Annotated in this window: 21 protein-coding genes and 1 riboswitch; of the genes, 14 read left to right on the plus strand and 7 right to left on the minus strand. The window is 66.3% G+C overall.

The window, feature by feature from the left end; translation table 11 throughout:
- Positions 1-86 precede the first annotated feature (86 nt).
- Complete coding sequence (locus tag PFY01_RS03685) at positions 87-2,399, plus strand: TonB-dependent receptor plug domain-containing protein (RefSeq protein ID WP_271042473.1); 2,313 nt, start codon at positions 87-89, stop codon at positions 2,397-2,399.
- Positions 2,400-2,593: 194 nt separating this feature from the next.
- The gene (gene lpdA / locus PFY01_RS03690; RefSeq protein WP_271042474.1) at positions 2,594-3,994 is read left to right on the plus strand and encodes a dihydrolipoyl dehydrogenase; all 1,401 of its coding nucleotides are present in this window, start codon (positions 2,594-2,596) and stop codon (positions 3,992-3,994) included.
- A gap of 60 nt (positions 3,995-4,054) precedes the next feature.
- Here lpdA and mutS read toward each other — a convergent pair whose 3' ends face one another.
- Positions 4,055-6,736 carry a DNA mismatch repair protein MutS gene (mutS, locus tag PFY01_RS03695; protein ID WP_271042475.1) on the minus strand — a complete coding sequence of 894 codons (2,682 nt, stop codon included), beginning with the start codon at positions 6,734-6,736 and terminating at the stop codon, positions 4,055-4,057.
- 50 nt (positions 6,737-6,786) lie between these two features.
- Positions 6,787-6,996: riboswitch (cobalamin riboswitch) on the plus strand.
- Between the two features lie 145 nt (positions 6,997-7,141).
- Here mutS and PFY01_RS03700 point away from each other — a divergent pair.
- Positions 7,142-8,965, plus strand: coding sequence for a TonB-dependent receptor plug domain-containing protein (locus PFY01_RS03700; protein ID WP_271042476.1), 1,824 nt, complete (start codon positions 7,142-7,144; stop codon positions 8,963-8,965).
- On the opposite strand, the gene PFY01_RS03705 is transcribed toward PFY01_RS03700, so the two are convergent.
- From PFY01_RS03705 to PFY01_RS03715, 3 genes are all read right to left on the minus strand, one after another.
- Entirely contained in the window at positions 8,949-9,878 is a 930-nt protein-coding gene (locus PFY01_RS03705) for an aldo/keto reductase (RefSeq protein ID WP_271042477.1), read from the minus strand. The genes PFY01_RS03700 and PFY01_RS03705 overlap by 17 nt on opposite strands.
- 86 nt (positions 9,879-9,964) lie before the next feature.
- On the minus strand, positions 9,965-10,600 hold the full coding sequence (gene maiA / locus PFY01_RS03710; RefSeq protein WP_271042478.1) for a maleylacetoacetate isomerase: 636 nt from the start codon (positions 10,598-10,600) through the stop codon (positions 9,965-9,967).
- Positions 10,597-11,265, minus strand: coding sequence for a fumarylacetoacetate hydrolase family protein (locus PFY01_RS03715; RefSeq protein WP_271042479.1), 669 nt, complete (start codon positions 11,263-11,265; stop codon positions 10,597-10,599). The genes maiA and PFY01_RS03715 overlap by 4 nt, the downstream gene beginning before the upstream one ends.
- A gap of 137 nt (positions 11,266-11,402) precedes the next feature.
- On the opposite strand from PFY01_RS03715, the gene PFY01_RS03720 reads away from it, so the two are divergent.
- From PFY01_RS03720 to PFY01_RS03750, 7 genes are all read left to right on the plus strand, one after another.
- Positions 11,403-11,747: a DUF883 family protein gene (locus PFY01_RS03720; protein WP_017506144.1), complete on the plus strand. Its 345-nt coding sequence runs from the start codon at positions 11,403-11,405 to the stop codon at positions 11,745-11,747.
- On the plus strand, positions 11,747-12,157 hold the full coding sequence (locus PFY01_RS03725; RefSeq protein WP_091750734.1) for a hypothetical protein: 411 nt from the start codon (positions 11,747-11,749) through the stop codon (positions 12,155-12,157). The genes PFY01_RS03720 and PFY01_RS03725 overlap by 1 nt, the downstream gene beginning before the upstream one ends.
- Before the next feature lie 97 nt (positions 12,158-12,254).
- On the plus strand, positions 12,255-12,434 hold the full coding sequence (locus tag PFY01_RS03730) for a DUF1328 domain-containing protein (protein WP_039243970.1): 180 nt from the start codon (positions 12,255-12,257) through the stop codon (positions 12,432-12,434).
- A gap of 140 nt (positions 12,435-12,574) precedes the next feature.
- Positions 12,575-13,198 (plus strand): hypothetical protein, encoded by a 624-nt coding sequence (locus tag PFY01_RS03735; RefSeq protein ID WP_271042480.1) that lies wholly within the window; start codon positions 12,575-12,577, stop codon positions 13,196-13,198.
- Between the two features lie 2 nt (positions 13,199-13,200).
- Positions 13,201-13,503, plus strand: coding sequence for a winged helix-turn-helix domain-containing protein (locus tag PFY01_RS03740; RefSeq protein WP_271042481.1), 303 nt, complete (start codon positions 13,201-13,203; stop codon positions 13,501-13,503).
- Between the two features lie 21 nt (positions 13,504-13,524).
- Positions 13,525-14,304 carry a tyrosine-protein phosphatase gene (locus tag PFY01_RS03745; protein WP_271042482.1) on the plus strand — a complete coding sequence of 260 codons (780 nt, stop codon included), beginning with the start codon at positions 13,525-13,527 and terminating at the stop codon, positions 14,302-14,304.
- Entirely contained in the window at positions 14,301-15,608 is a 1,308-nt protein-coding gene (locus PFY01_RS03750; protein WP_271042483.1) for an anthranilate synthase component I family protein, read from the plus strand. Before PFY01_RS03745 ends, PFY01_RS03750 begins: the two co-directional genes overlap by 4 nt.
- Before the next feature lie 3 nt (positions 15,609-15,611).
- Here PFY01_RS03750 and PFY01_RS03755 read toward each other — a convergent pair whose 3' ends face one another.
- The 3 genes from PFY01_RS03755 to PFY01_RS03765 form a co-directional block, all read right to left on the minus strand.
- A complete protein-coding gene (locus PFY01_RS03755; RefSeq protein ID WP_153922869.1) occupies positions 15,612-16,160 on the minus strand; it encodes a TadE/TadG family type IV pilus assembly protein in 549 nt (182 codons plus the stop codon).
- Positions 16,157-16,615, minus strand: a complete 459-nt coding sequence (locus PFY01_RS03760; RefSeq protein ID WP_420197044.1) for a TadE/TadG family type IV pilus assembly protein — start codon at positions 16,613-16,615, stop codon at positions 16,157-16,159. Before PFY01_RS03760 ends, PFY01_RS03755 begins: the two co-directional genes overlap by 4 nt.
- An 89-nt stretch (positions 16,616-16,704) precedes the next feature.
- Positions 16,705-17,109: a pilus assembly protein N-terminal domain-containing protein gene (locus tag PFY01_RS03765; RefSeq protein WP_091750718.1), complete on the minus strand. Its 405-nt coding sequence runs from the start codon at positions 17,107-17,109 to the stop codon at positions 16,705-16,707.
- Between the two features lie 237 nt (positions 17,110-17,346).
- On the opposite strand from PFY01_RS03765, the gene PFY01_RS03770 reads away from it, so the two are divergent.
- From PFY01_RS03770 to PFY01_RS03785, 4 genes are all read left to right on the plus strand, one after another.
- Complete coding sequence (locus PFY01_RS03770; RefSeq protein ID WP_271042485.1) at positions 17,347-17,526, plus strand: Flp family type IVb pilin; 180 nt, start codon at positions 17,347-17,349, stop codon at positions 17,524-17,526.
- Between the two features lie 105 nt (positions 17,527-17,631).
- Positions 17,632-18,150: an A24 family peptidase gene (locus tag PFY01_RS03775; protein ID WP_039244111.1), complete on the plus strand. Its 519-nt coding sequence runs from the start codon at positions 17,632-17,634 to the stop codon at positions 18,148-18,150.
- 118 nt (positions 18,151-18,268) lie between these two features.
- Positions 18,269-19,186: a Flp pilus assembly protein CpaB gene (gene cpaB, locus PFY01_RS03780; RefSeq protein ID WP_153922872.1), complete on the plus strand. Its 918-nt coding sequence runs from the start codon at positions 18,269-18,271 to the stop codon at positions 19,184-19,186.
- The gene (locus PFY01_RS03785; protein WP_271042486.1) at positions 19,183-20,838 is read left to right on the plus strand and encodes a type II and III secretion system protein family protein; all 1,656 of its coding nucleotides are present in this window, start codon (positions 19,183-19,185) and stop codon (positions 20,836-20,838) included. Before cpaB ends, PFY01_RS03785 begins: the two co-directional genes overlap by 4 nt.
- Positions 20,839-20,842: the final 4 nt, after the last annotated feature.

The following is a 20,842-nucleotide window of genomic DNA, read 5'->3' on the forward strand; positions in this document are numbered from 1 at the left end:
ACGTCGCTTCCACGTCGCCAGCCGCCGCTAAGCGGGCCGCCCATCGGCAGAGGTGAAACGTCGCTTGCCGCAGGGGGATCATAGAGATGAAAATCAAACTGCTCATGGGCGCTGCCCTGGCGCCGCTGGCGTTCGCCGCGCCCGCCTTCGCGGCGGATACGCCCGCGCCGCAACAAACCGATACGGCGCCGATCACGGCGCTGGAAGAAGTTGTCGTGACCGGCGAGCCGGCCATGCGCAACCGCACCGACGACGTGGTGCCGACCCTTTCCTATGACCTAGACTATTTCCAGCGCTTCGAGCCGCTGACCGCCGGCGACGCCCTGAAGCGGGTGCCCTCGGTCACCTTCCTGTCGGACGTGCTGGAATCGGACGGCGTGCGTATGCGCGGTCTGGATTCGGCCTATACGCAGATCCTGATCAACGGCGAGCGCGTACCCGGCGCCGGCCTGGACCGCTCCTTCTTCGTCGACCGCATTCCCGCCGAACTGATCGAGCGGGTCGAAGTCGTTCGCTCTTCCTCGGCCAACCGTTCGGGCGACGCGGTCGCCGGCGCTATCAATATCGTGCTGCGCGACGCCCTGTCGCTGGACGGCGGCTATGTCCGTCTGGGAGCGCTGCACTGGGAAGATAGCGAATATGGCCAATGGGGCGGCGCCTACGGCGCGGTCTGGGGCGGTCAGGTCGGACCAGGCCGTCTGCTGATCGGGGGCAATGTCCAGGACCGCCGAAATCCGAAAGAAAAGTTCTCGGAACGTTATTCAGAGCCGGGCGGCGAACTGACGGACACTGAGGCCCAGACCGACACCCGCGACGGCACCGACTATTCGGCCAACCTGTCCTATGAGATGCCGGTCGCCGGCGGGAACCTGGAACTGAGCGGCGTCTTCGTTCGCACCGACCGCGTCCAGGACGAAAGCTCGATCGAATACGACGAAGGCGACATCGCCGACGTCGCCAAGATCAACGCCAACCCGCTGGACATCCTGACCGACAACTGGTCGGTCAGCAGCCGCTACGAGCGCGAGATGCTGGGCGGAGAGACCACCTTCAAGCTGGGCTACGCCACCATCGATGACGAACAGTTCGAGCAGGAAGAGGAGCTGGATGTCGGCGACGAGGTGATTGAGGGCGAACGCACCCGCACCAACGTCACGGACGAGGAAATTCAGGCCGCCGTCGAGCACAAAATCAAGCTGGGCGGCGAGCTGGAGATGGAGTTCGGCGTTCAGTATTCGAAGAAGGACCGCGACACCTCGGTCTTCTCGGCCGAGGCCGAGATCGAGGATGAGCCGGCCTTCCGCCCCCTGCTGGACAGCGAGTACGGCGATTTCGAACCCGTCGATGGCGGCATCAACTCGATCGAAGAGACCCGGATCGACCCCTACATCATGCTGGCGGGCGAGAACGGCCCGGCCATGTGGGAAGCCGGCCTGCGTTACGAGACCACCGATTTCTCGATCACAGACGAGACGATGGGCGCCGCCGACCGCACCAACGACAAGGATTATGGCATCTTGCTGCCGTCCGCGAGCGTGCGCTTCAAACTGTCGGACGCCGACCGGATCACCGCCTCGGTGGCCCGCACCGTGCGCCGGCCGAGCTTCGACTTCCTGTCGCCGGCCCTGCTGGACGGCGAATACGGCGACAACGATTTCATCGGCAATCCCGAACTGGAGCCGGAAACGGCCTGGGGCGCGGACTTGGGCTTCGAGCGTCGCCTGGGCCGTCGCGGCGTGATCGGCGTCAACGCCTTCTACCGCGACATCACCGACCTGATCGAACTGACCAACACCGGCGACTATTCCGAGCAGGCGCTGGACGACTATGACGACGCGATCGACGACGGCGCGACGCCGGAAGAGGCGGCCGAGGAACTGGTGTCATACGTCCTGACGGCCGAGAACGTCGGCGACGGCCAGGTCTGGGGTATCGAGTTCGACCTGTCCACGCCGCTGGACTTCATCGGCATGGAGCACACGGGCGTATTTCTGAACTACTCGTGGCTGGACAGTTCTATCGACGACTTCCTGGGCGAGCGCCGCTTCAACTCGCAGTCGGACTATGTCTTCAACGTCGGTTTCACCCAGGACATCCCGACCTGGAGCGCGGCCTTCGGCGCCACCTATCGCAAACAGGGCGACGCGAAGGGCCGGATCGTCGGCGAAGAGGTCGTCACCTCCTACGGCGGCGATCTGGAGATTTTCGTCGAGAAACAGGTCGCCTCGAACGTGGTGATCCGCTTCACCGGTTCGAACCTGCTCGATTCGTCCAAGGACGAGGTGTTCGACAAGTTCAAAACCATCGGCGACCAGATCGATCGCGACTACGACGAGTTCGAGATCGAGTCCGAGAACGCCGGCCCGGTGTTCCAGCTGGTGGCGCGGATGGCCTTCTGAGGCTTCGCCTTTTCGGACGACGAAGGGGCCGGATGGCGACGTCCGGCCCATTTGCGTGGCGGCGCCCTCCAAAGGTCGCGATCGCGCCCCCATATGCCGGCGGGGCGGTTGACCCCGGCGGGGCGTCTGCCTACAGCCCCGAGAGCCTGTATTCGCGGGGCCTCTCCTCCCGCGTGGAACGATCAGAGGACACCATGGCCGAAGCTTCCTACGACGTCGTCATCATCGGCGGAGGCCCTGGCGGCTATAACGCCGCGATCCGGGCGGGCCAGCTGGGCCTGAAGGTCGCCTGCGTGGAGATGCGTTCGACGCTGGGCGGAACCTGCCTGAACGTCGGCTGCATGCCGTCCAAGGCCCTGCTGCACGCCTCGGAACTGTGGAACGCCGCTAATACCGAGTTCGCGAAGATCGGCATCGAGGTCCAGCCCAAGCTGCACCTGGACCAGATGCACAAGGCCAAGGACGACAGCGTCACGGCTCTGACCAAGGGCATCGAGTTCCTGTTCAAGAAGAACAAGGCCGACTGGGTCAAGGGCAAGGGCAAGATCGTCGGCAAGGGCAAGGTGGAAGTCACCGCCGCCGACGGTTCGGTCCAGACGCTGGACGCCAAGAACATCGTCATCGCCACCGGCTCGGAGCCGACCCCTCTGCCCGGCGTCGCTTTCGAGGATGGCAAGGTCATCGATTCCACCGGCGCCCTGTCGCTGCCGGCCGTGCCCAAGAAGCTGATCGTGGTCGGCGCCGGCATCATCGGCCTGGAGCTGGGTTCGGTCTGGCGTCGTCTGGGCGCCGAGGTCACGGTGGTCGAGTTCCTGGACCGGATCACGCCCGGCATGGACACCGAGGTCGCCACCGCCTTCCAGCGCACCCTGACCAAACAGGGCATGAGCTTCAAACTGGGCGCCAAGGTCACCGGCGCCAAGTCGGGCAAGGACGGGGTGGAATTGACCGTCGAGCCGTCGGCCGGCGGCGCCGCCGAGACGATCAAGGGCGATGTAGTGCTGGTCGCCATCGGCCGTCGTCCGTACACGGATGGTCTGGGTCTGGAGAGCGTCGGCGTGACGCCTGACAAGCGCGGCTTCATCGACCATGACCATTTCAAGGTGGCGGATGGCGTCTGGGTGATCGGCGACGTGACCCACGGTCCGATGTTGGCGCACAAGGCGGAAGAAGACGCGGTCGCCGTGATCGACACCATCGCCGGCAAGTATGGCCACGTCGACTATGCCCTGGTGCCCAGCGTCGTCTACACCTTCCCCGAAGTGGCCTGGGTCGGTCAGACCGAGGACCAGCTCACGGCGGCCGGCGTTCAGTACAAGAAGGGCAAATTCCCCTTCACCGCCAACAGCCGCGCCAAGATCAATCACGAGACCGACGGCTTCGTGAAGGTTCTGGCCGACGCCGCGACCGACAAGGTGCTGGGCGTCCACATCATGGGTCCGCAGGCCGGCGAGATGATCCACGAGGCGGCCATCACCATGAGCTTCGGCGGCGCGTCGGAAGACATCGCCCGCACCTGCCACGCCCACCCGACCCGTTCGGAAGCCGTCCGTCAGGCGGCCATGGATGTCGAAGGCTGGATGATGCAGGCCTGATCCGAAACGGATCGAGACTCCAAGCAAGGCCCGGACGGCGACGTCCGGGCCTTTGTCACATCAGGCCAGACCCTTCAGCCGATAAAGCGCCTCCAGCGCCTCGCGCGGGGTCAGGTCGTCGGGGTCGACGTCGCGAAGCGCCAGTTCCACGGGGGAGGGGCCGCGCATCGGTTCCGGCTCGGCGACGGCGAACAGGGGCAGGTCGTCCAGTCGGGCGGCGGCGGCCTTTTCGCCCTCCAGCCGGTTGAGCACCGAGCGGGCGCGGGCGACGACGGAGGCGGGGACGCCGGCCAGTTTCGCCACCTGGACGCCGTAGGAGCGGTCGGCCGCGCCGGGCGCCGCCTCGTGCAGGAAGACCAGTTCGCCGTTCCACTCGCGCGCGACCATGGACAGGTTGCAGACGTGGTCCAGCCGCGTCTCCAGCTGGGCCAGCTCGTGATAGTGGGTGGCGAACAGGGTGCGGGCGCGATTGGTCTCGTGCAGGGCCTCGGCCGTGGCCCAGGCGATGGCCAGACCATCATAGGTGGCGGTGCCGCGCCCGATCTCATCCAGAACGACGAAGCTGTGCGGCGTGGCCTGGGTCAGGATGGCGGCGGTCTCGACCATCTCCATCATGAAGGTGGAGCGGCCGCGCGCCAGGTCATCGCCGGCGCCGACGCGGCTGAACAGCCGGTCCACCACGCCCAGCCGCATCGAGCGGGCAGGCACGAAGGCGCCGGCCTGGGCCAGGATCACCAGAAGCGCATTCTGGCGCAGGAAGGTCGATTTACCCGCCATGTTCGGGCCGGTGACGATGGCCAGGCGCGATCCGTCCTGGCCCGACCCGTCCAGCCGGGCGTTGTTGGGGGTGTAGGGATCCCCGCCCGCCTTGACCGCAGCCTCCACGACGGGGTGGCGGCCGGCCTCGACGCAGAAGGTCAGGGTGTCGTCCACGATCGGGCGGGTCGCGCCGACCTCCTGCGCCCATTCGGACAGGGCGGCGTGTGCGTCCAGTTCGGCGAGCGCCTCGGCGACGGCCTGCAGCGGCTGGGCCAGGCGGGCGGCCTCACGTCGCCAGCCCTCGAAGGTTTCGCCTTCAATGGCGAGAGCCCGGTGGCCGGCCTGGCTGATCTTGGCGTCCAGCTCCGACAGTTCGATAGTGGTGAAGCGGACTTGGTTCGCCAGGGTCTGGCGGTGGATGAAGGGACTGTCGGGCCCGGCGCGGAGCAAGGCTTCGGCGGCCTTGGCGCTGGTTTCGAGGAAATAGCCCAGCACGGCGTTGTGCTTGATCTTGAACGGCACGCCGGACTCGGCGACCGCGCGGGCCTCCAGATCGGCGACGACGCGGCGGCTGTCGTCGCGCAGGGTGCGGGCGGCGTCCAGTTCGGGGCGATAGTCGGGGCGCACATAGCCGCCGTCGCGCGCCAGGTGGGACGGCTCGTCGACCAGGCCGTCGATCAGGCCGGCCTTCAGCCGCGAGACGTCGGGCGACAGGGTCAGGCGGTCCAGCGCCGAGGCGATGCGGCGCGGCTGGCCGGTCAGGGGATCGACCTGTCCGACGAACAGACCGGCGACGCCCTCCGCGATCGACAGGCCGGTGCGCACGGCGGCCAAGTCGCGCGGACCGCCCCGACCCAGCGCCAATCGTCCGACGGCGCGGGCGATGTCGGAGGAGGCCTTCAGCGCGTCACGCAGGTCGCGGCGCAGGTCGCGGCGCTCCAAGAGCCATTCGACGGCGTCGAGCTGTTCGTTGATGGCCAAGGGATCGCGCAGGGGCCGCGCGATGCGTTCGGCCAGGGCCCGGGCGCCGCCCGAGGTGACGGTGCGGTCGATGCAGGCCAGCAGGCTGCCCTCACGCTCGCCGCGCTGGGTGCGATCGATCTCAAGGCTGGCACGGGTCGCCGGGTCGATGGCCAGAAAGCCGCTTTCGCCCAGACGGCGGGGCGGGGCCAGGGCGGGAACCTTGCCGGCCTGGGTCGTCTCCAGATAGGCGGCGATCAGACCCAGCGCCGAGACCTCGGCCTCTTCGAAGGCGCCGAAGCCGTCGAGCGCCGAGACGCCGTACAGGCGTTCGACGCGGGCGCGCGCAGCCTGGGGTTCGGCGATGGCCGACGCCAGCGCCTGGACCACGCCGCCCGAGCCGTCCAGGGCGTCGCGCGTCGTCTCGTCCGAATACATCCGGTCGGTGACCAGGACTTCGGACGGGCGGAAGGCGGCCAGGGCAGCGCCCAGGTCTTCGATAGAACAGGCGACGCTGTCGACCGCGCCGGACGACAGTTCGACCACGGCGACGGCCGCCCGACCTTTACGCACCGCGACCGCCGCCAGACGGTTGGCGCCGCGCGCGTCCAGCAGGCTGTCTTCGGTCAGGGTGCCGGGGGTGACGACCCGGACCACGCCGCGATGCACCACGGCCTTGCCGCCGCGCTTCTTGGCCTCGGCGGGGTCTTCCAGCTGTTCGCAGATGGCGACCTTGTGGCCGATGCGGATCAGGCGGGCGAGATAGCCCTCCATCGCATGGACCGGCACGCCGGCCATAGGGATGTCCTCGCCCTGATGCTTGCCGCGCTTGGTCAGGGTGATGCCGAGCGCCGCCGCCGCGACCTCGGCGTCCTTGAAGAACAGCTCGTAGAAATCGCCCATGCGGAAGAACAGGATGGCGTCCGGCTGGCCCGCCTTGGCCGTCAGATATTGCGCCATGAACGGCGTCGCGCCTTCCAGCGAGGCGGCGATTTCCGGGGGATGGGAGACGGGGGCGTTCATGTGGCCACAGGGTGACGGATCGCGCCCGGCGGCTCAAGGCCGTTGACCGGCTCTTGCACAGGCTTGTCGGCCCTGCGATAGGCCACGTCAGGCGGTTAAGGGAACACGGTGTGACGCCGTGGCTGTGCCCGCAACTGTAGGCGGCGAGAGCGTCGTCCGTCCGGGGTTTCGATCCCGGCGCCACTGGGAAACTGGGAAGGCGAGGACGGCGGTTTACGACCCGCAAGCCAGGAGACCTGGCCGCCGACGTCGCTCGCTCCTGTCCGGGACCAGACAGCAGCGCGGTTTCTCCGTGGAAGCGACCCGACCTTGCGCCGTCCAGACCCATAAGCGGTCTGGCGGGTCGGTTCGCTCATGACGGTCTCTCGCGCGCATTCGCGGGACCGAACACGGGGGTATCGCTCAATGAAGCGTTCCATTCTTCTTTCGACGGCGGCGATCACGGCCGCCTTCGCCGCGCCTGCCTTTGCCGAAGACGCGACCCAGCTGGACGAGGTCATCGTCACCGCCACCCGCATCCCGGCCATCGTCGCCGACACGCCCGGCGCCCGCGTCATCGACGGCAAGACCATCGAGCAGCGCGGCGCGATCTTCGCCGCCGACATCCTGGCCGATGTGCCGGGTCTGTCGGTGACGCGTTCGGGCGCCTTTGGCGGTGTCGCACAGGTGCGGATGCGCGGCGCGACGCCGGGTAAGACCCTGGTCCTGGTCGACGGCGCGCCGGTCAACGATGCGGCCGAGCCGAACGGAGCCTATGACTTCTCCAGCTTCGAACTGGCCGATATCGCGCGGATCGAAGTGCTCAGCGGGCCGCAGTCGTCGCTGTGGGGATCCGACGCCATCGGCGGCGTGATTTCTTTCACGACGCAAGAGATCGACGGCCTGCGCGCCGAGGCTGAGGCCGGCAGCTTCGACACCGTGCGGGGTCGGGTGTCGGCCGGGGTCGCGAACGAGACCTACGCCTTCAGCGCCTATGCCTCGCGGTTCGACACTGACGGGATTTCGGCGGCGGACGAGGCGGACGGCAACACCGAGGCCGACGGCTTCCGCAGCACGACGCTCGGCGCCAAGGGCCGCTATGTCCTGTCCGATGCGGTCAAGGTGGATGGATCGCTGCGCTGGAATAAATCCAAGGCCGATATCGACGGCTTCCCGGCGCCGAACTTTACTCTGGCCGACACCGACGACACCCAGGAAAGCGAGCAATGGTCGGGCTTTGGCCGGGTGACGGCCAAGGCGTTCGGCCTGACGCATCAGTTCAGCGTTTCAGCCTCTGATCTGGACCGCAGCTCGGTCAGCGGCGGCTTCGGCTCGACCTTCACCGGCGACCGTCAGGCCTATCGCTGGCAGGCGAACGGCCAGGCGCAGGACATCGACTATGCGTTCGGCGTGGAGCGGAACGAGGCCTCGGCGGCCCTGTCGTCGGGCCTGTCGCGCGACCTGTCGATCACTTCGGTGTTCGGCGTGGCCCAGTACGATGTCGGCGCGCTGAACCTAACTGGCGGGCTGCGGTATGACGACACCGACGATTTCGGCTCCAAGACAACGGGGCGGGTGTCGGCCGCGTACGACCTAGCCGGCGGCTTCATCCTGTCGGGCGCCTACGGCACGGGCTTCAAGTCGCCGACGGTCAGCCAGGCGGTCTGCGACTTCTGCTTTGCGCCGCGGCCCTATCCCGAGCTGAAGCCGGAAACGGCCGACAGCGTCGAGATCGCACTGGGCTGGGCGTCGGCCGACGGTCGGTTCGATGGGCGGGCGACCCTTTATCGCCTGAACGTCGAGGATCAGATCACCTATTCGGCCGGTCGCTACATCAACGTCGCCAAGACGCGTTCGGACGGGTTCGAGCTGGAAGGCCGCGCCCTGCTGGGCGGCGGGTTCGACCTGACGCTGGCCTATGCCTGGACCGACGCGACGGATCGCACGACGGGCGCGCGCCTGCTGCGCGTGCCGGAACACGCCGGTTCGGCGACCCTGGGCTGGACGGGCGACCGTCTGTCCGGCGCCCTGACGGTGCGGGCGGAAGGCGATCAGGACGATTCGGGCGGCTTCTCGACCGTGGCGCGCGACGGCTTCGTCACCGCCAATCTGAACGCGGCCTATGAACTGACTGATCAGGTCACCCTGACGGCGCGTATCGAGAACCTGGGCGATGAACACTATCAGCAGGTGTTCGGATATGGCGAGCCGGGACGGTCCGGCTATGTCGGGATCAGGCTGCGCTACTGATCCGGGCGCAGGCGTCGGCGGTGAAGGCCGCCGGCGCCTCGAGCGCCAAGGCCGCCCAGTCCAGATTGGGGCAGGGCGCGTGGGCGGCGGCCAGGATGGCGCGCAGTTCGGCGGCGGAGGCGACGCTGGCCACGACCTTGTCGACGCCAGGCAGGGCCAGGGCGTAGCCCAGAGCCGCCTGCATCGGATCGCAGCGCTGTTCCGCCAGACGCCGGCGCGTGCGCGACAGGGCCTGGGCGTGACTGGCCAGTTCGGCGGGCAGATCGTCGCCGCCCGCGAACAGCAGGCCGCCGGCGAAGACCGAAGACAGATGGACCGAGGCGCCCGTGTCGGCGATGGCCTCGAGCATGCCGTCTTGGGCCGCGCGCTGGTCCAATAGGCTGCAGGGCACCTGGACCACATCGGCTTCCAGACGGCGGGCCAGAAGCGCGGGGCCGTCCTCGATCGTGGCGCAGAAACCGATGCGGCGGAACAGGCCGCGATCCTTCAGGCTGCGGGCGCGATCCCACAGGGCGCGGCCTTCGGCGCCGGCCAGATCGGCGGCGTTGGAAATCAGCAGAACATCGCCGCGCGGCAGGCCCATCCGTTCCAGCGAACGGCGAGCGCGGGCCTCGACCCGGTCCAGACCTTCGTTGAGCGCAACGGTGCGGACCGTGACCTGGAAAGGCGAGGGGAAGGGCCAGGCCTGGCCCAACAGGCGTTCGCCGTCGCCCTCGGGCCGGGTGGCGATCAGCTTGACCCCGGCGTCGGCTCCGGTTTGCAGCAGAAAACGCATGGCTTCTTCGCGGGCGCCGGAGGGCGCGCTCATGAAGGCGCCGGGCGCGCGCTCGGGCTCGGTCACCACGGCGAGGGCCAGGCGATGGATGGGCGACGACGCCGAAGGTGTGGCGGGGGAATACGACACGCCCGACACTATGATCGCCAATGCTTAAGGGACGCTGAGCGAGACCTTAAGCGAACCCTACTTATCCACCGCTGATATGCGCACTGAGGCGAAAATCAGGCGTCGGCGTCAGGTTGCAAGTCCGGGTGGGCCGAGGCGAAGGCGGGGTGGGCCAAGGCGGTGTGTTCGACCGCCAGCAGACGCGGCCAGGGCGACAGGTCCATGTTGAAGCGCCGCGCCGAATACATCTGCGGAATCAAATAACAATCGACCAGGGTCGGGGCGTCGCCGAAGCTCCAGCCGGCGCCGTGGCGGGCGACCAAAGCCTCCAGCGCGTCGAAGCCCGGTGCGATCCACCGGGCCGCCCAAGTGTCCACGGCGGCCTGATCGGCGTTGAATTCAGACCGGATGGCTTTCAACACGCGCAGATTGTTGAGCGGATGAATGTCGCAGCCGATCAGCGCGGCCATGGCGCGCACGGTCGCCCGCTCGTTTGCCTCCTTTGGCAGCAGAGCCGGGTCGGGGTGGGTTTCCTCCAGCCATTCTAGAATGGCCGGGCTCTGGGTCAGGACCATATCGCCGTCCTGGAGGGCGGGGACCATGCCCTGCGGGTTCAGCGCCACATAGTCGGGCCTCTTCTGTTCGCCCTTGCGCAGGTCGTGCGCGGCGTTGTCGTAGGTGATCCCCTTCAGATTCAAGGCGATGCGAACCCGGTAGCTGGCGCCCGAGCGCCAGTAGCCGTGCAGGATCATGACTGCACCTCGAAGCTGAGCGTCTCCAGACCGTCGATGGTGACAACGACACGGTCGCCCGGCTTGACCGGGCCGACGCCGGACGGGGTGCCGGTGAAGATCAGGTCCCCGGGCTGCAGCGACCACAGAGCGGCGGCGGCCTCGACGATCCGGTCGGGGTTCAGGATCATGTCGTTCAGGACGCTGTCCTGTTTGGTTTCGCCATTGACGCTCAGGCGGATGGCGCCGTCAGGCGAAGGCAGGTCGCCCAAGGTGATGGGCCCGCAGGGCGCGGACTGATCGAACCCCTTGGCGGCGTCCCAGGGGCGACCGGCCTTCTTGGCCTCGGCCTGAAGATCGCGGCGGGTCAGGTCGCAGCCGACGGCCCAGCCGACGATAGCGACGCCGCCATCCTTGCCCGGCCCGATCGCGGCGACCAGCTCGGCCTCGTAGTGCAGGTTTGCGGTCGCAGACGGATAGGATGGGTTTGCGCCGTCCGAGACGATGGCGTCGCCCGGCTTGGTGAAGAAGAAAGGCGTCTGCTTGTCAGGGTCCGACCCCATTTCGCGCGCATGGGCGGCGTAGTTCTGGCCCACGCACAGAATGCGGCGAACGGGGAACCGCTGGTCCGATCCGACGATCGGCAAGGACGGGGCGGGGCGGGGCGCGAACAGCCATTGGGTCATGGCGTCCGTTCTAGTGCGGCGAAAAGCCCGTGGCGAGAGGCGCACGCTCGACCCACCTAAAGGAACCTCGTTGCACATGTGGCGTTGCAACACGGGGTTCTCTATTCTACCGCCAAGCTTTCAACGGAGCGCGCACCATGGCCACCACCAAGGCTCGAGAAGATATCAAGGCCGACCTGAAGACCCTCAAGGAGGATCTGAAGACCGGCGCCCGCGAAGAGACCCAACGCCTGCGCGACAAGGCCGCCGAGGCCGAAGCCAAGCTGCGCGCCAAGAGCGACGAAGTCCGCGAGCAGGCCCGCAGCTATTACGACGAGGCCCGCGTGAAGGGTCGCGAATATTATGACGACGCGGCCGAACGCTTCGATGAGGCGCAACGCTATGTCGTCGAGCGCGTGCAGGAGCGTCCGCTGCAATCGACCGCCGTGGCGCTCGGCGTCGGCGTCATCCTCGGCATGCTGCTGGCCGGCCGCCGTCGCTGATGTTCAAGGGCATCGTCAAAAAACTGGTGGCGACGGCTGTCGTCGCCGCCAGTGCGTTCCTGGCCGTCGTCTTCCTGGGCGTGGCCATCTTCTATGCGCTCAGCCTGACGCTGACGCCGCTCGGCGCGGCGGCCGTGACCTTTGGTCTGTTCGCCCTGGTCGCCCTGATCGTGGCGCTGGTCTTCCTGAAGGGCGACAAGCACGACGACGCCGAAGAGGAAGATGAGCCTGAGGGCCTGCTGGGCAAGGTGATCCACATCGTTCGCGAGCGGCCGATCGTCGGCGCCGTGGGCGGTCTGGGCGCCGCCTTCCTGCTGCTACGCAACCCGGCTCTGGCGGCGATCGTCGCCAGCATGGTCGCGGATCGCAAGATGGATCAGGGCGGCTATTCGCGTCGTCGCCGTCGATAGGCGATGGAACGGCCAGGCGACCCTGGCGTTGATGATGCAGACCGACGAACGGCTCCCGGGTCGCCGACGGCAACATCAACTCAGGAGAGCTAAACCCATGATGCGCTGGGCAATTATCTTCCTCGTCGTGGCCCTCGTCGCGGCCGTTCTCGGCTTCGGCGGCATTGCGAACTTCTCGTTCGAGATCGCGAAGTTCGTCGCCGTCGTGGCCATTATCCTGTTCGTCATCGCCCTGGTGGCCGGCGGACTGCGTGGACGCGGCGCGCCACGACTTTAGGCTAAATACATAAAGTCGAACGAGGGGCGGAGCCGAAGGCTTCGCCCCTTTTTTATGCGCAGCGCGGGCCGATAAGAAAGAACTTTACAACACAAAGCAAATGAGCGATGCTGTCTCAACGGTTCGAGGAGGAGAGCATCATGACCCGCGAGACCCAAGCCATTCAGGACGACATCGCCTATATGCGTAGCTTGGCGCACGAGGGGCGGCATGCCCCCCTTCTGGCCGGGCCGATACTTGTAGCCGCGGCCGTGGTTTTCGGTGGCGCTAGTCTCGGGCAGTGGGCGATTCAATCGGGCGCCGTTCAAGTGAATCCGTGGGCTCAGTTGTGGTTGTGGATCGGCGCAGGCGTCGTCTTCGCAGTCGCCCTGAGTCTCTTGATCGGGCGTATGAAGGGAAAGCCCGGCATCAACTCAGCGGGAAACAAGGCAGTGGGAGCAGCTTGGTCCGGCGTAGGCTACGGAATCTTCGTAACCTGGCTGGCGCTGGTTGCCCTGTCCGTAAAGACCGGAAACTGGTCGTGGATGGCCGTGATGTTGACGACGGTGCTGGTTGCCTATGGCTCGGCCTGGATGATTGGCGCAGCGATGACCAAAACGCGCTGGATGTCGTTCACGGCCCTTGCGGCCTATGCCGGCGCGGTTGCCGTGGCTTGGTTCATCGACAGCCCCATGATCTATCTGGTCTTCACGATTGTCCTCGTCGCCATCGCGCTGATCCCAGGGATCATCCTGATGCGTCAGGAACCGTCGGAGGTGGTCTGAGCATGGCCGACGACTTCGACATCAGCCGGATCGACGACGTCATTCACGGGCGCATCCGGCTGGGAATTATGGCCTATCTGTCCGGGGCCGGGTCGGCCGACTTCACCACTCTGAAGACCCGGTTGCAGACCACGGACGGCAATCTGTCGGTCCACTTGCGAAAGCTTGAAGAGGCGGGGTTTGTCTCCGTCTCCAAGAGTTTCAACGGTCGCAAGCCGCTGACGGAGGCCAGCCTGACCGATCAGGGACGCGACGCCTTCGTCGCCTATCTGGATGCGATGGCGGGCCTGCTGCCAGAGCGGTGAACATAGGCTAGAAGCGCGGTCATGACAGACCGCCTTCACGCCTTCGAGGCCATCGACAACTTTCGGGACTATGGCGACTACGCCACGGCGGCCGGGCGGCGCGTGAAGCCCGGCCGTCTGCTGCGTTCGGCCCACCACGCTCGCGCCAGCGAGGCGGATCTTGAGCGGCTGATGGCGCTGGACATCGGGGCCGTGGTCGATCTGCGCCGACCCGGCGAGCGCCGCGATCAGCCGTCGCGTCGGCCTGAAGGCTTCAGCGGGGAGGTCATCGAAGGCGGCGTGGACGACGGCGCGGAGGCGCCGCACATCACCTTTCTAAAGACCGCCGACCTAACGCCGGACTCCGGGCGGCGCTTCATGACGCAGACCTATCGCGCCCTGCCGTTCGACGCATCGCATCAGGACGTGTTCGGCCGCTATTTCCAGGCCCTGGCGGATCAGGACCGGACGGTGGTGATCCATTGCGCGGCGGGCAAGGACCGGACGGGTTTTCTCGCCGCCCTGACCCACCATCTGCTGGGCGTGTCGCGCGACGATATGGTCGAGGACTATCTGCTGACCAACACCGCCGTCGATCTGGCGGGCCGGGCGCCCGGCATCGCCAAACAACTGCACAAGATGACGGGTCGGGTGGCCTCGGACGACGCGATCGTGGCCTTTCTGGGGGTCGAGGCCGCCTATCTGGAAGCCGCCCTCGCCGAGGTCGAGGCGTGGCATGGATCGGTGGATGCCTATCTGAAGGAGGCGCTGGGCGTCGATGCGGCGCGCCGTGATCGGATCCTCGAGCGGCTGACCGCGTGAGCGAGGTTTTCAGCCACACCGTCATGCGCGACGCGCCTTGGGTCGATCCGGTCGCGGTGGGGGCCGGTCTCGGCGGCGGCGACGGCGCGCTGGCCCTGCTGTCGGACGGCGGGCCGGGCGGCCGCTGGTCCCACGTCGCTCAGGCGCCGGACGTCGTGCGGGTCGGCCCGGTGGATGACGCCGCGCCGTTCGAGGCGCTGCGGGATCCGCTGTTCGCCGCCGGCGCCGTCGGTCTGGCCGCCTATGACGCGGGCGCCCGGCCGGCCACCGGACGGCGCGGGACGGTCTGGCCCGACCTGATGCTGGCCCGCTATCCCGCCATGCTGAGTTTCGATCATCTTGAGCGCTCAGTGTGCGCCACGGGAAGAGGCGCGACGGCGGAGAAGGCGACGGCGGCGGCCGAGCGGGCCCTGACCTGGCTGGCGACGGCCGCGCGGGTCGTGACCCCCTCCGCGCCGGCTGACCGGTTCGAGGCCGAGGCGACGGCAAGCGCCTACCGCGACGCGGTCGCGGATGTGGTGGAACGCATCGGGGCGGGGGAGCTGTTCCAGGCCAATATCGCCCGGGCCTGGTCCGGGGAGCTGAGCCCCGGCCGCGATCCGTTCGAGGTCTTCCTGCGGCTGCAAAAGGAGCGGGCATCGCCATTTGGGGCCTATTGGCGGCTCGGGGATCGGGCGCTGGTGTCGAACTCCCCCGAACTGTTCCTCGCCTTCGATCCCGCCAGTCGCCGCATCGAGGCGCGTCCGATCAAGGGCACGCGCGCGCGGGCGGAAGATTTCGATCAGGACCAGGCCCTGGCGAGCGAGCTTCGGGCCAGCCTGAAGGATCGGGCGGAAAATCTGATGATCGTGGACCTGATGCGCAACGATCTCGCGCGCGTGTCACGGCCCGGATCGGTCCAGGTGGAGACGCTGTTCGAGGTCGAGCGCCATCCGACGGTGCATCATCTGGTCTCGACCGTGACGGGTGAGGCCCAGCCCGCAGTGGGTCCAGCCGACCTGCTGGAAGCGACCTTTCCGCCCGGCTCGATCACCGGCGCGCCTAAACATCAGGCGATGAAGGTGATCGCCGCGCACGAGCCGCCGCGCGGACCCTGGTGCGGGTCGTTGTTCCTGATCGCGGACGGCGGCGCCGTGACCGCATCGGTCTTGATCCGGACCGCCGGTTTCGAACTGAACGACGGCGTCTGGAACTATCGCACCCTCGCCGGCGCCGGCATCGTCGCGGACAGCGATCCGGCCGCCGAGGAGGCTGAGACGGACGTCAAGATGTCAGCGATGCGACAGGCGTTGGTCGGGATGTAAGGGTCAGCAACCGCTGCAGGGGATCATTTCAACGGTGCGCGGTCGCAGATAGGCCATGCGGCTGAACTTGGTCACATAGGGCGCGACCCGGTCGAATGGTGATTTGTAATCATAAAAGGCTTCAGCAACGATCACTGACTCGCCATTGGCGAGCATGTCTGAAGGGACCTTGGCCTGCGCGACCGTCAGTTTCGACGAGATGCCTTTTCCAACGCTCCAGTCCACCTTGTAGGTCGTCGCGTTTACACGCGTGACGCTGCTGACGCGTTGGGTCAGTGAGGACGAAGCAAACGGCGCCATGATCAAGTCGCCGATCGCAAACACATCTGTCAGGTCGGTTTTGCTTGTGCTGTCGCTCTGGGACACCAGGTCCGCCACCATCGCGGCGACGTGACCAGTTCGTTTCAGCGCCATATAGCCCTGACAGAACTCCACCATGCTGAAGTAGAACAAGATCAGGATTGGTGCGAGAAATGCGAATTCGACTGCGGCGATGCCGCGGGTGTCGCGCCCGTATGATCGAACGAATGGGGGCATGCGAAAGCGCGTCATTGCCACGGTTCATTGCGAAAGGCGGTCGTCGCGCTAAGTAAGACCTTGCCTGTTCCGACTCGAGATACTGCCTGACTTAGAAGAGGTGTGGCGAGAGGGTGTACATACCAAATGCGAACTAAAATAAGGTCGCCGGCCTTGCCGCCATTATAGATTGTCTTTTTGTCGTCTATAGCGCTGTCTGTGATCGGATCTTCGACGCCCGGCGTACTGAACTTGGGAATGACCCTTACGTCCACGGTCATTCGACTGTCGCAGTCGGATTTGAAAACAACCATCCTTGAGCAGACCTGAGTCTTGAATTTGGTCTTGTCGAAACCCTGCGCATGGGCCTGCCCTGTACGAATAAGACGGCCGCTATCCATGGCCGCCGTCTCAAGCACCGAGTCCAGGACGAATACGATGCCCAATTCCAGGATCGAGAAGATCATCAGGAAGAAGGGGATGGCGACCATGGCGAACTCGACCGCAGCCGACCCGTCTCGCCTCCGCCTGTCGGGGCTCGAACGCGACTTCAATGATCTCCGAGCGCGCATGGTTGAAGTCAGGGCGCTGTGGGCGCAGCAGATGCCGAGGGGGACCGGACGCTGGGTGTGCACGAGGCGCCGCAGGCCATCTCCGTCGCCTGGGCGCCCCGCCAAACCCGAACCGAACCGGTAGAGCCGCCTGTGACGACGATCTCACGCTGGAAGAGGGTGCGGCCTACACCGTCAACGGCGACGACTTCAGTGACGCCATAGCCCTTGCCGACAATAAACATGGTGTTGGCGTCGACCAGCGACACATCGGCGATTTGGGGGTTTCCGACGATGATGGAAGCGGCGGCGCCGCGAAGCTGAACGCGCGCCGAACGATCGATCTCGACGTTCAGCGCGCCGTCTTGGGCGCTGGCGACGACGGGGACGGCAAAGAGGGCGGCGGCGAGCAGGAGGGACGAGATGCGAGACATCGGCGGCTCTTGATAGTGGCGCGTGTGAACGCGGACGCGCGCATGATGCAGCCGTGATCCTCAACAAAGGCTGAAGCGCCGTTATGAGAATTTTCTTTGGTGAATCCGCGCGTAACCAAACCTTGTGACTCAGATTTAACGGGCCTCGTGCATTTTGATCCTGCGTTTGGGGGTCAAGCGGGCTACCGGCTCCCCCCGCCAAGTTGCTCGCTAGACCATTTGAAAAAGGAACTACCCATGACCAAGTTCATCTCGCGCTTCGCCAAAGACGAATCGGGCGCCACCGCCATCGAATATGGCCTGATTGCTGCTCTGATCGCCGTCGCTCTGATCACCGTGCTTGGCACAATGAGCACCAGCCTGAAGGCCACCTTCACGAAGGTTAAGACTGAGCTGGATACGGCGAACGCCGGCTAATCGCCAGACGTTCAAAGTCCTGAGATTGGGGCCGGGGCTGAAAAGCTCCGGCCCTTTTCTGTGGTCGAAACCCAACATTAAGTCCTGTCACACAACATGCCGGTCATGGATATTCTGCTGCTCACCCTGCTCGGCGTCTTTCCGGCCCTGGTCATCGTCGGCGGTCTGCACGACCTGATCACCATGAAGATCCCGAACTGGATCTCGTTGGCCCTAATCGGCGCCTTTTTCCCCATCGCCTTTCTTATCGGCGCCGCGCCGATGGATGTCGCCATCCATGTCGGCATCGGGTTCGCGGCCTTGCTGGTCGGCATGGGCATGTTCGCCGCCGGCTGGATCGGTGGCGGCGACGCCAAGCTGCTGGCCGCCAGTTGTCTGTGGATGGGGATGAGCGGCGTCGCGCCGTTCTTGATCTACACCGGCATCGCGGGCGGCGCCTTCTGCCTGCTGCTGATGACCGCGCGTCAGTATTTTCCGATGGTCGCCCCGTCGGTGTCGCAAGGCTGGGTCATCAATCTGATGCAGCCCAAGGGCGATATTCCTTACGGCGTCGCCATCGCCATCGGCGCCCTGCTGGCCCTGCCCGAGAGCGGGCTGCTGCTGACCTTCGCCTCGGGTCGCTGACACCCCGTTGACCGGCGTTCGCGGCGCTTAGGAAGCGTTAACCCGCAAGGCCCATGATCGTTAACGGTAGGCGTCGGGGGATGAATCCGAAACACAGCGCCTGCTGGAGACATCCTGGATGAAGCCCGCCCGCATCGTCGTCATCTGCATCGCCGCCGTCTCAGCCATTGGCTTGGCCCTCGTGGTCCGGGCCATGGGGTCGTCTTCGAACGAACCCACGACACCGGCGGCCGCCGCTCCCGTCGAAGTCCGCCCGATGGCCAAGGTGTTGGTCGCCGCGAAGGATCTGGAACCCGGCAAGCGTCTGGTGGAGGCCGACCTCGAATGGAAAGATTGGCCCGTCGATGAGGTCAATCCCGTCTTCATCACCGACGGCTCCACGCCGGTGCCCGCCAAGCCCGCTGCGGAAAGCGCAACGGCGAAGGCGACGGACGCCGTGAACCGCGTCGCCAAGGCGGCGACGGAGCTGGCCACGACCGGCGCCAAATCCGACTATATCGGCTCGGTGGTCCGCGAACCCATTCTGGCCGGAGAGCCCATCGTGTCGCGCAAGATCGTGCGCGCCGGCGACAGCGGCTATCTGGCCGCCTATCTGGAGCCGGGCATGCGGGCGATGGCCATCGCTGTGACGGTGGAATCCGCCGCCGGCGGGTTCATCCTGCCGGGTGACCGCGTCGATGTGGTGCTGACCGCCGAAACCAATCGCGACGGCGCCGTCGAGGGCGCGACCAAGTCCAAGTTCGCCTCGGGCGTCGTGCTGCAGAACATCAAGGTCCTGGCCATCGACCAGGCGACCCGCGTGGGCGACGACGCCCAGGCCGTCGTGGGCGCCACCGCGACCCTGGAAGTCCGACCGCAGGACTCGGTTCTGCTGGCCCAGGCCAAGTCCGAGGGCGAACTATCGCTGTCGCTGCGATCCTATGCCGACACCGCCGGGCCGTCCGGCGCCACGCGCCGCCCCGTTGCAGCCGTTTCCCAACCTCAGGCCGTGCGCATCTATCGCGGCGGCGCGCCCGAAGTGGTGGCCGTGCCATGAGAACTCAACCGATGTGCCGACCCACGATGCGCAAGGCCGCCGCTGCCGCAGCCTGCGCCCTTCTGGCCACTCTGGCCGCAGCGCCTGCCGGCGTCGCCCAGACCCGCGCCGCCGTCTCGACGGGGGCGGCGCAGCGCCTTATCAACCTGCCGCGCGGCACCTCGTTCGCGGTAGATCTGCCCGCCGACGCCCGCGACGTCATCGTCTCCAATCCGCAGGTGGCCGAGGCCATGCTGCACTCGCCGCGGCGCATCACAGTTATCGGCATCGCGCCGGGAGAAACCGACGCCGTCTTCTTGGACGCAGCCGGCCGCACCATCCTGAGTCTGCGGGTTCGGGTGGACGCCGGCACCAGCGCGCTTCAGGACACGTTGAGCCGCATCGCTCCTGGTGGGCAGATTCACGCGGAAGCCGTCAATGACAGCGTCATCCTGACGGGGGTTGCAGATAATCCCGCTCAAGCGGCTCAGGCCGCGCGCGTGGCCGCCGCCTTCGTCTCAGCGCCGGAGAAGGTGATCAACATGATCAGCGTCGCCGGTTCCGACCAGGTGACGCTGCGGGTGCGCGTGGTGGAGGTGCAACGCAACGCGCTGAAACAGCTTGGCTTCAGCTCCGACATCTTGAAGGGCGCGGGCATCCATTCGTATGGCTTCAGCCGACCCAATACCTACGGCGTCAACGGATCGGCGGCCGGCGGAACGGGTCTGTGCTACGGTCAAAATGGCGGCCGGACGACTAACGTGTCGAACTCGAACACCACCACCAGCCAGACCAGTTCCGGCGGGGCGTCGGCAAGCGGTCAACAGGCGACGAGCGGTTCCTTCCCCTCGACCGTCACCGTGACAGATGTTAATGGCAACGTGGTCCAGATTCCTGCGACGGCTATCGGTCAGTCCACTGTGTCATCTGGCTCTAGCAACACGATCACCAGCGCCATCTCCAATATTGCGTCGACCGCCTTCCAGACACTGACGGGCACGAATGCGAGCGGCTGTCTTGAGGCCTTCGAACGCGTGGGATTGGCCCGGACGCTGGCCGAACCCAACCTGACGTCTGTGAATGGCGAAGCGGCGAACTTCCTGGCCGGCGGCGAGTTTCCGCTGCCGACAGGACGTGACCGGGATGGCAACATCACCGTGATCTACAAGCCCTATGGCGTGGGTCTGGCCTTCCGGCCGGTGGTGATGTCCGGCGGTCGCATTTCCTTGCAGGTGAAGGTCGAGGTTTCAGAACTAACGGCTCAAGGCGGTTTCACCATCGGCGCCGGCACGCCCTCGTCCATCACTCTACCGGGTCTGACGGTTCGGCGCAGTGAAAACACCGTGGAACTGCCATCGGGCGGATCAATGATGATCGCGGGCCTGCTTCAGGAAACCACGCGCCAGACAGTGGACTCTCTGCCGGGGGTGACCAACCTGCCGGTCCTGGGATCGCTGTTCCGATCGCGCGATTATCTGATGGGCGAAACCGAACTGGTGGTCATCGTCGAGCCCTATATCGTCAGTCCGACCTCGCCCGATCGGATGCAGACGCCGGCCGACGGCCTGCGCGTGGCTAGCGATAGTCAGACCATTTTCTTCGGCCAGTTGAACCAGGTCTACGGGCTGCCGAATGCGCCCCCGGCCGGTTCGGTCGGCTACGTGATCGAGTGAGCAA

The sequence above is a fragment of the Brevundimonas vesicularis genome (genome assembly GCF_027886425.1).
Classification (GTDB): Bacteria; Pseudomonadota; Alphaproteobacteria; order Caulobacterales; family Caulobacteraceae; genus Brevundimonas; species Brevundimonas vesicularis_C.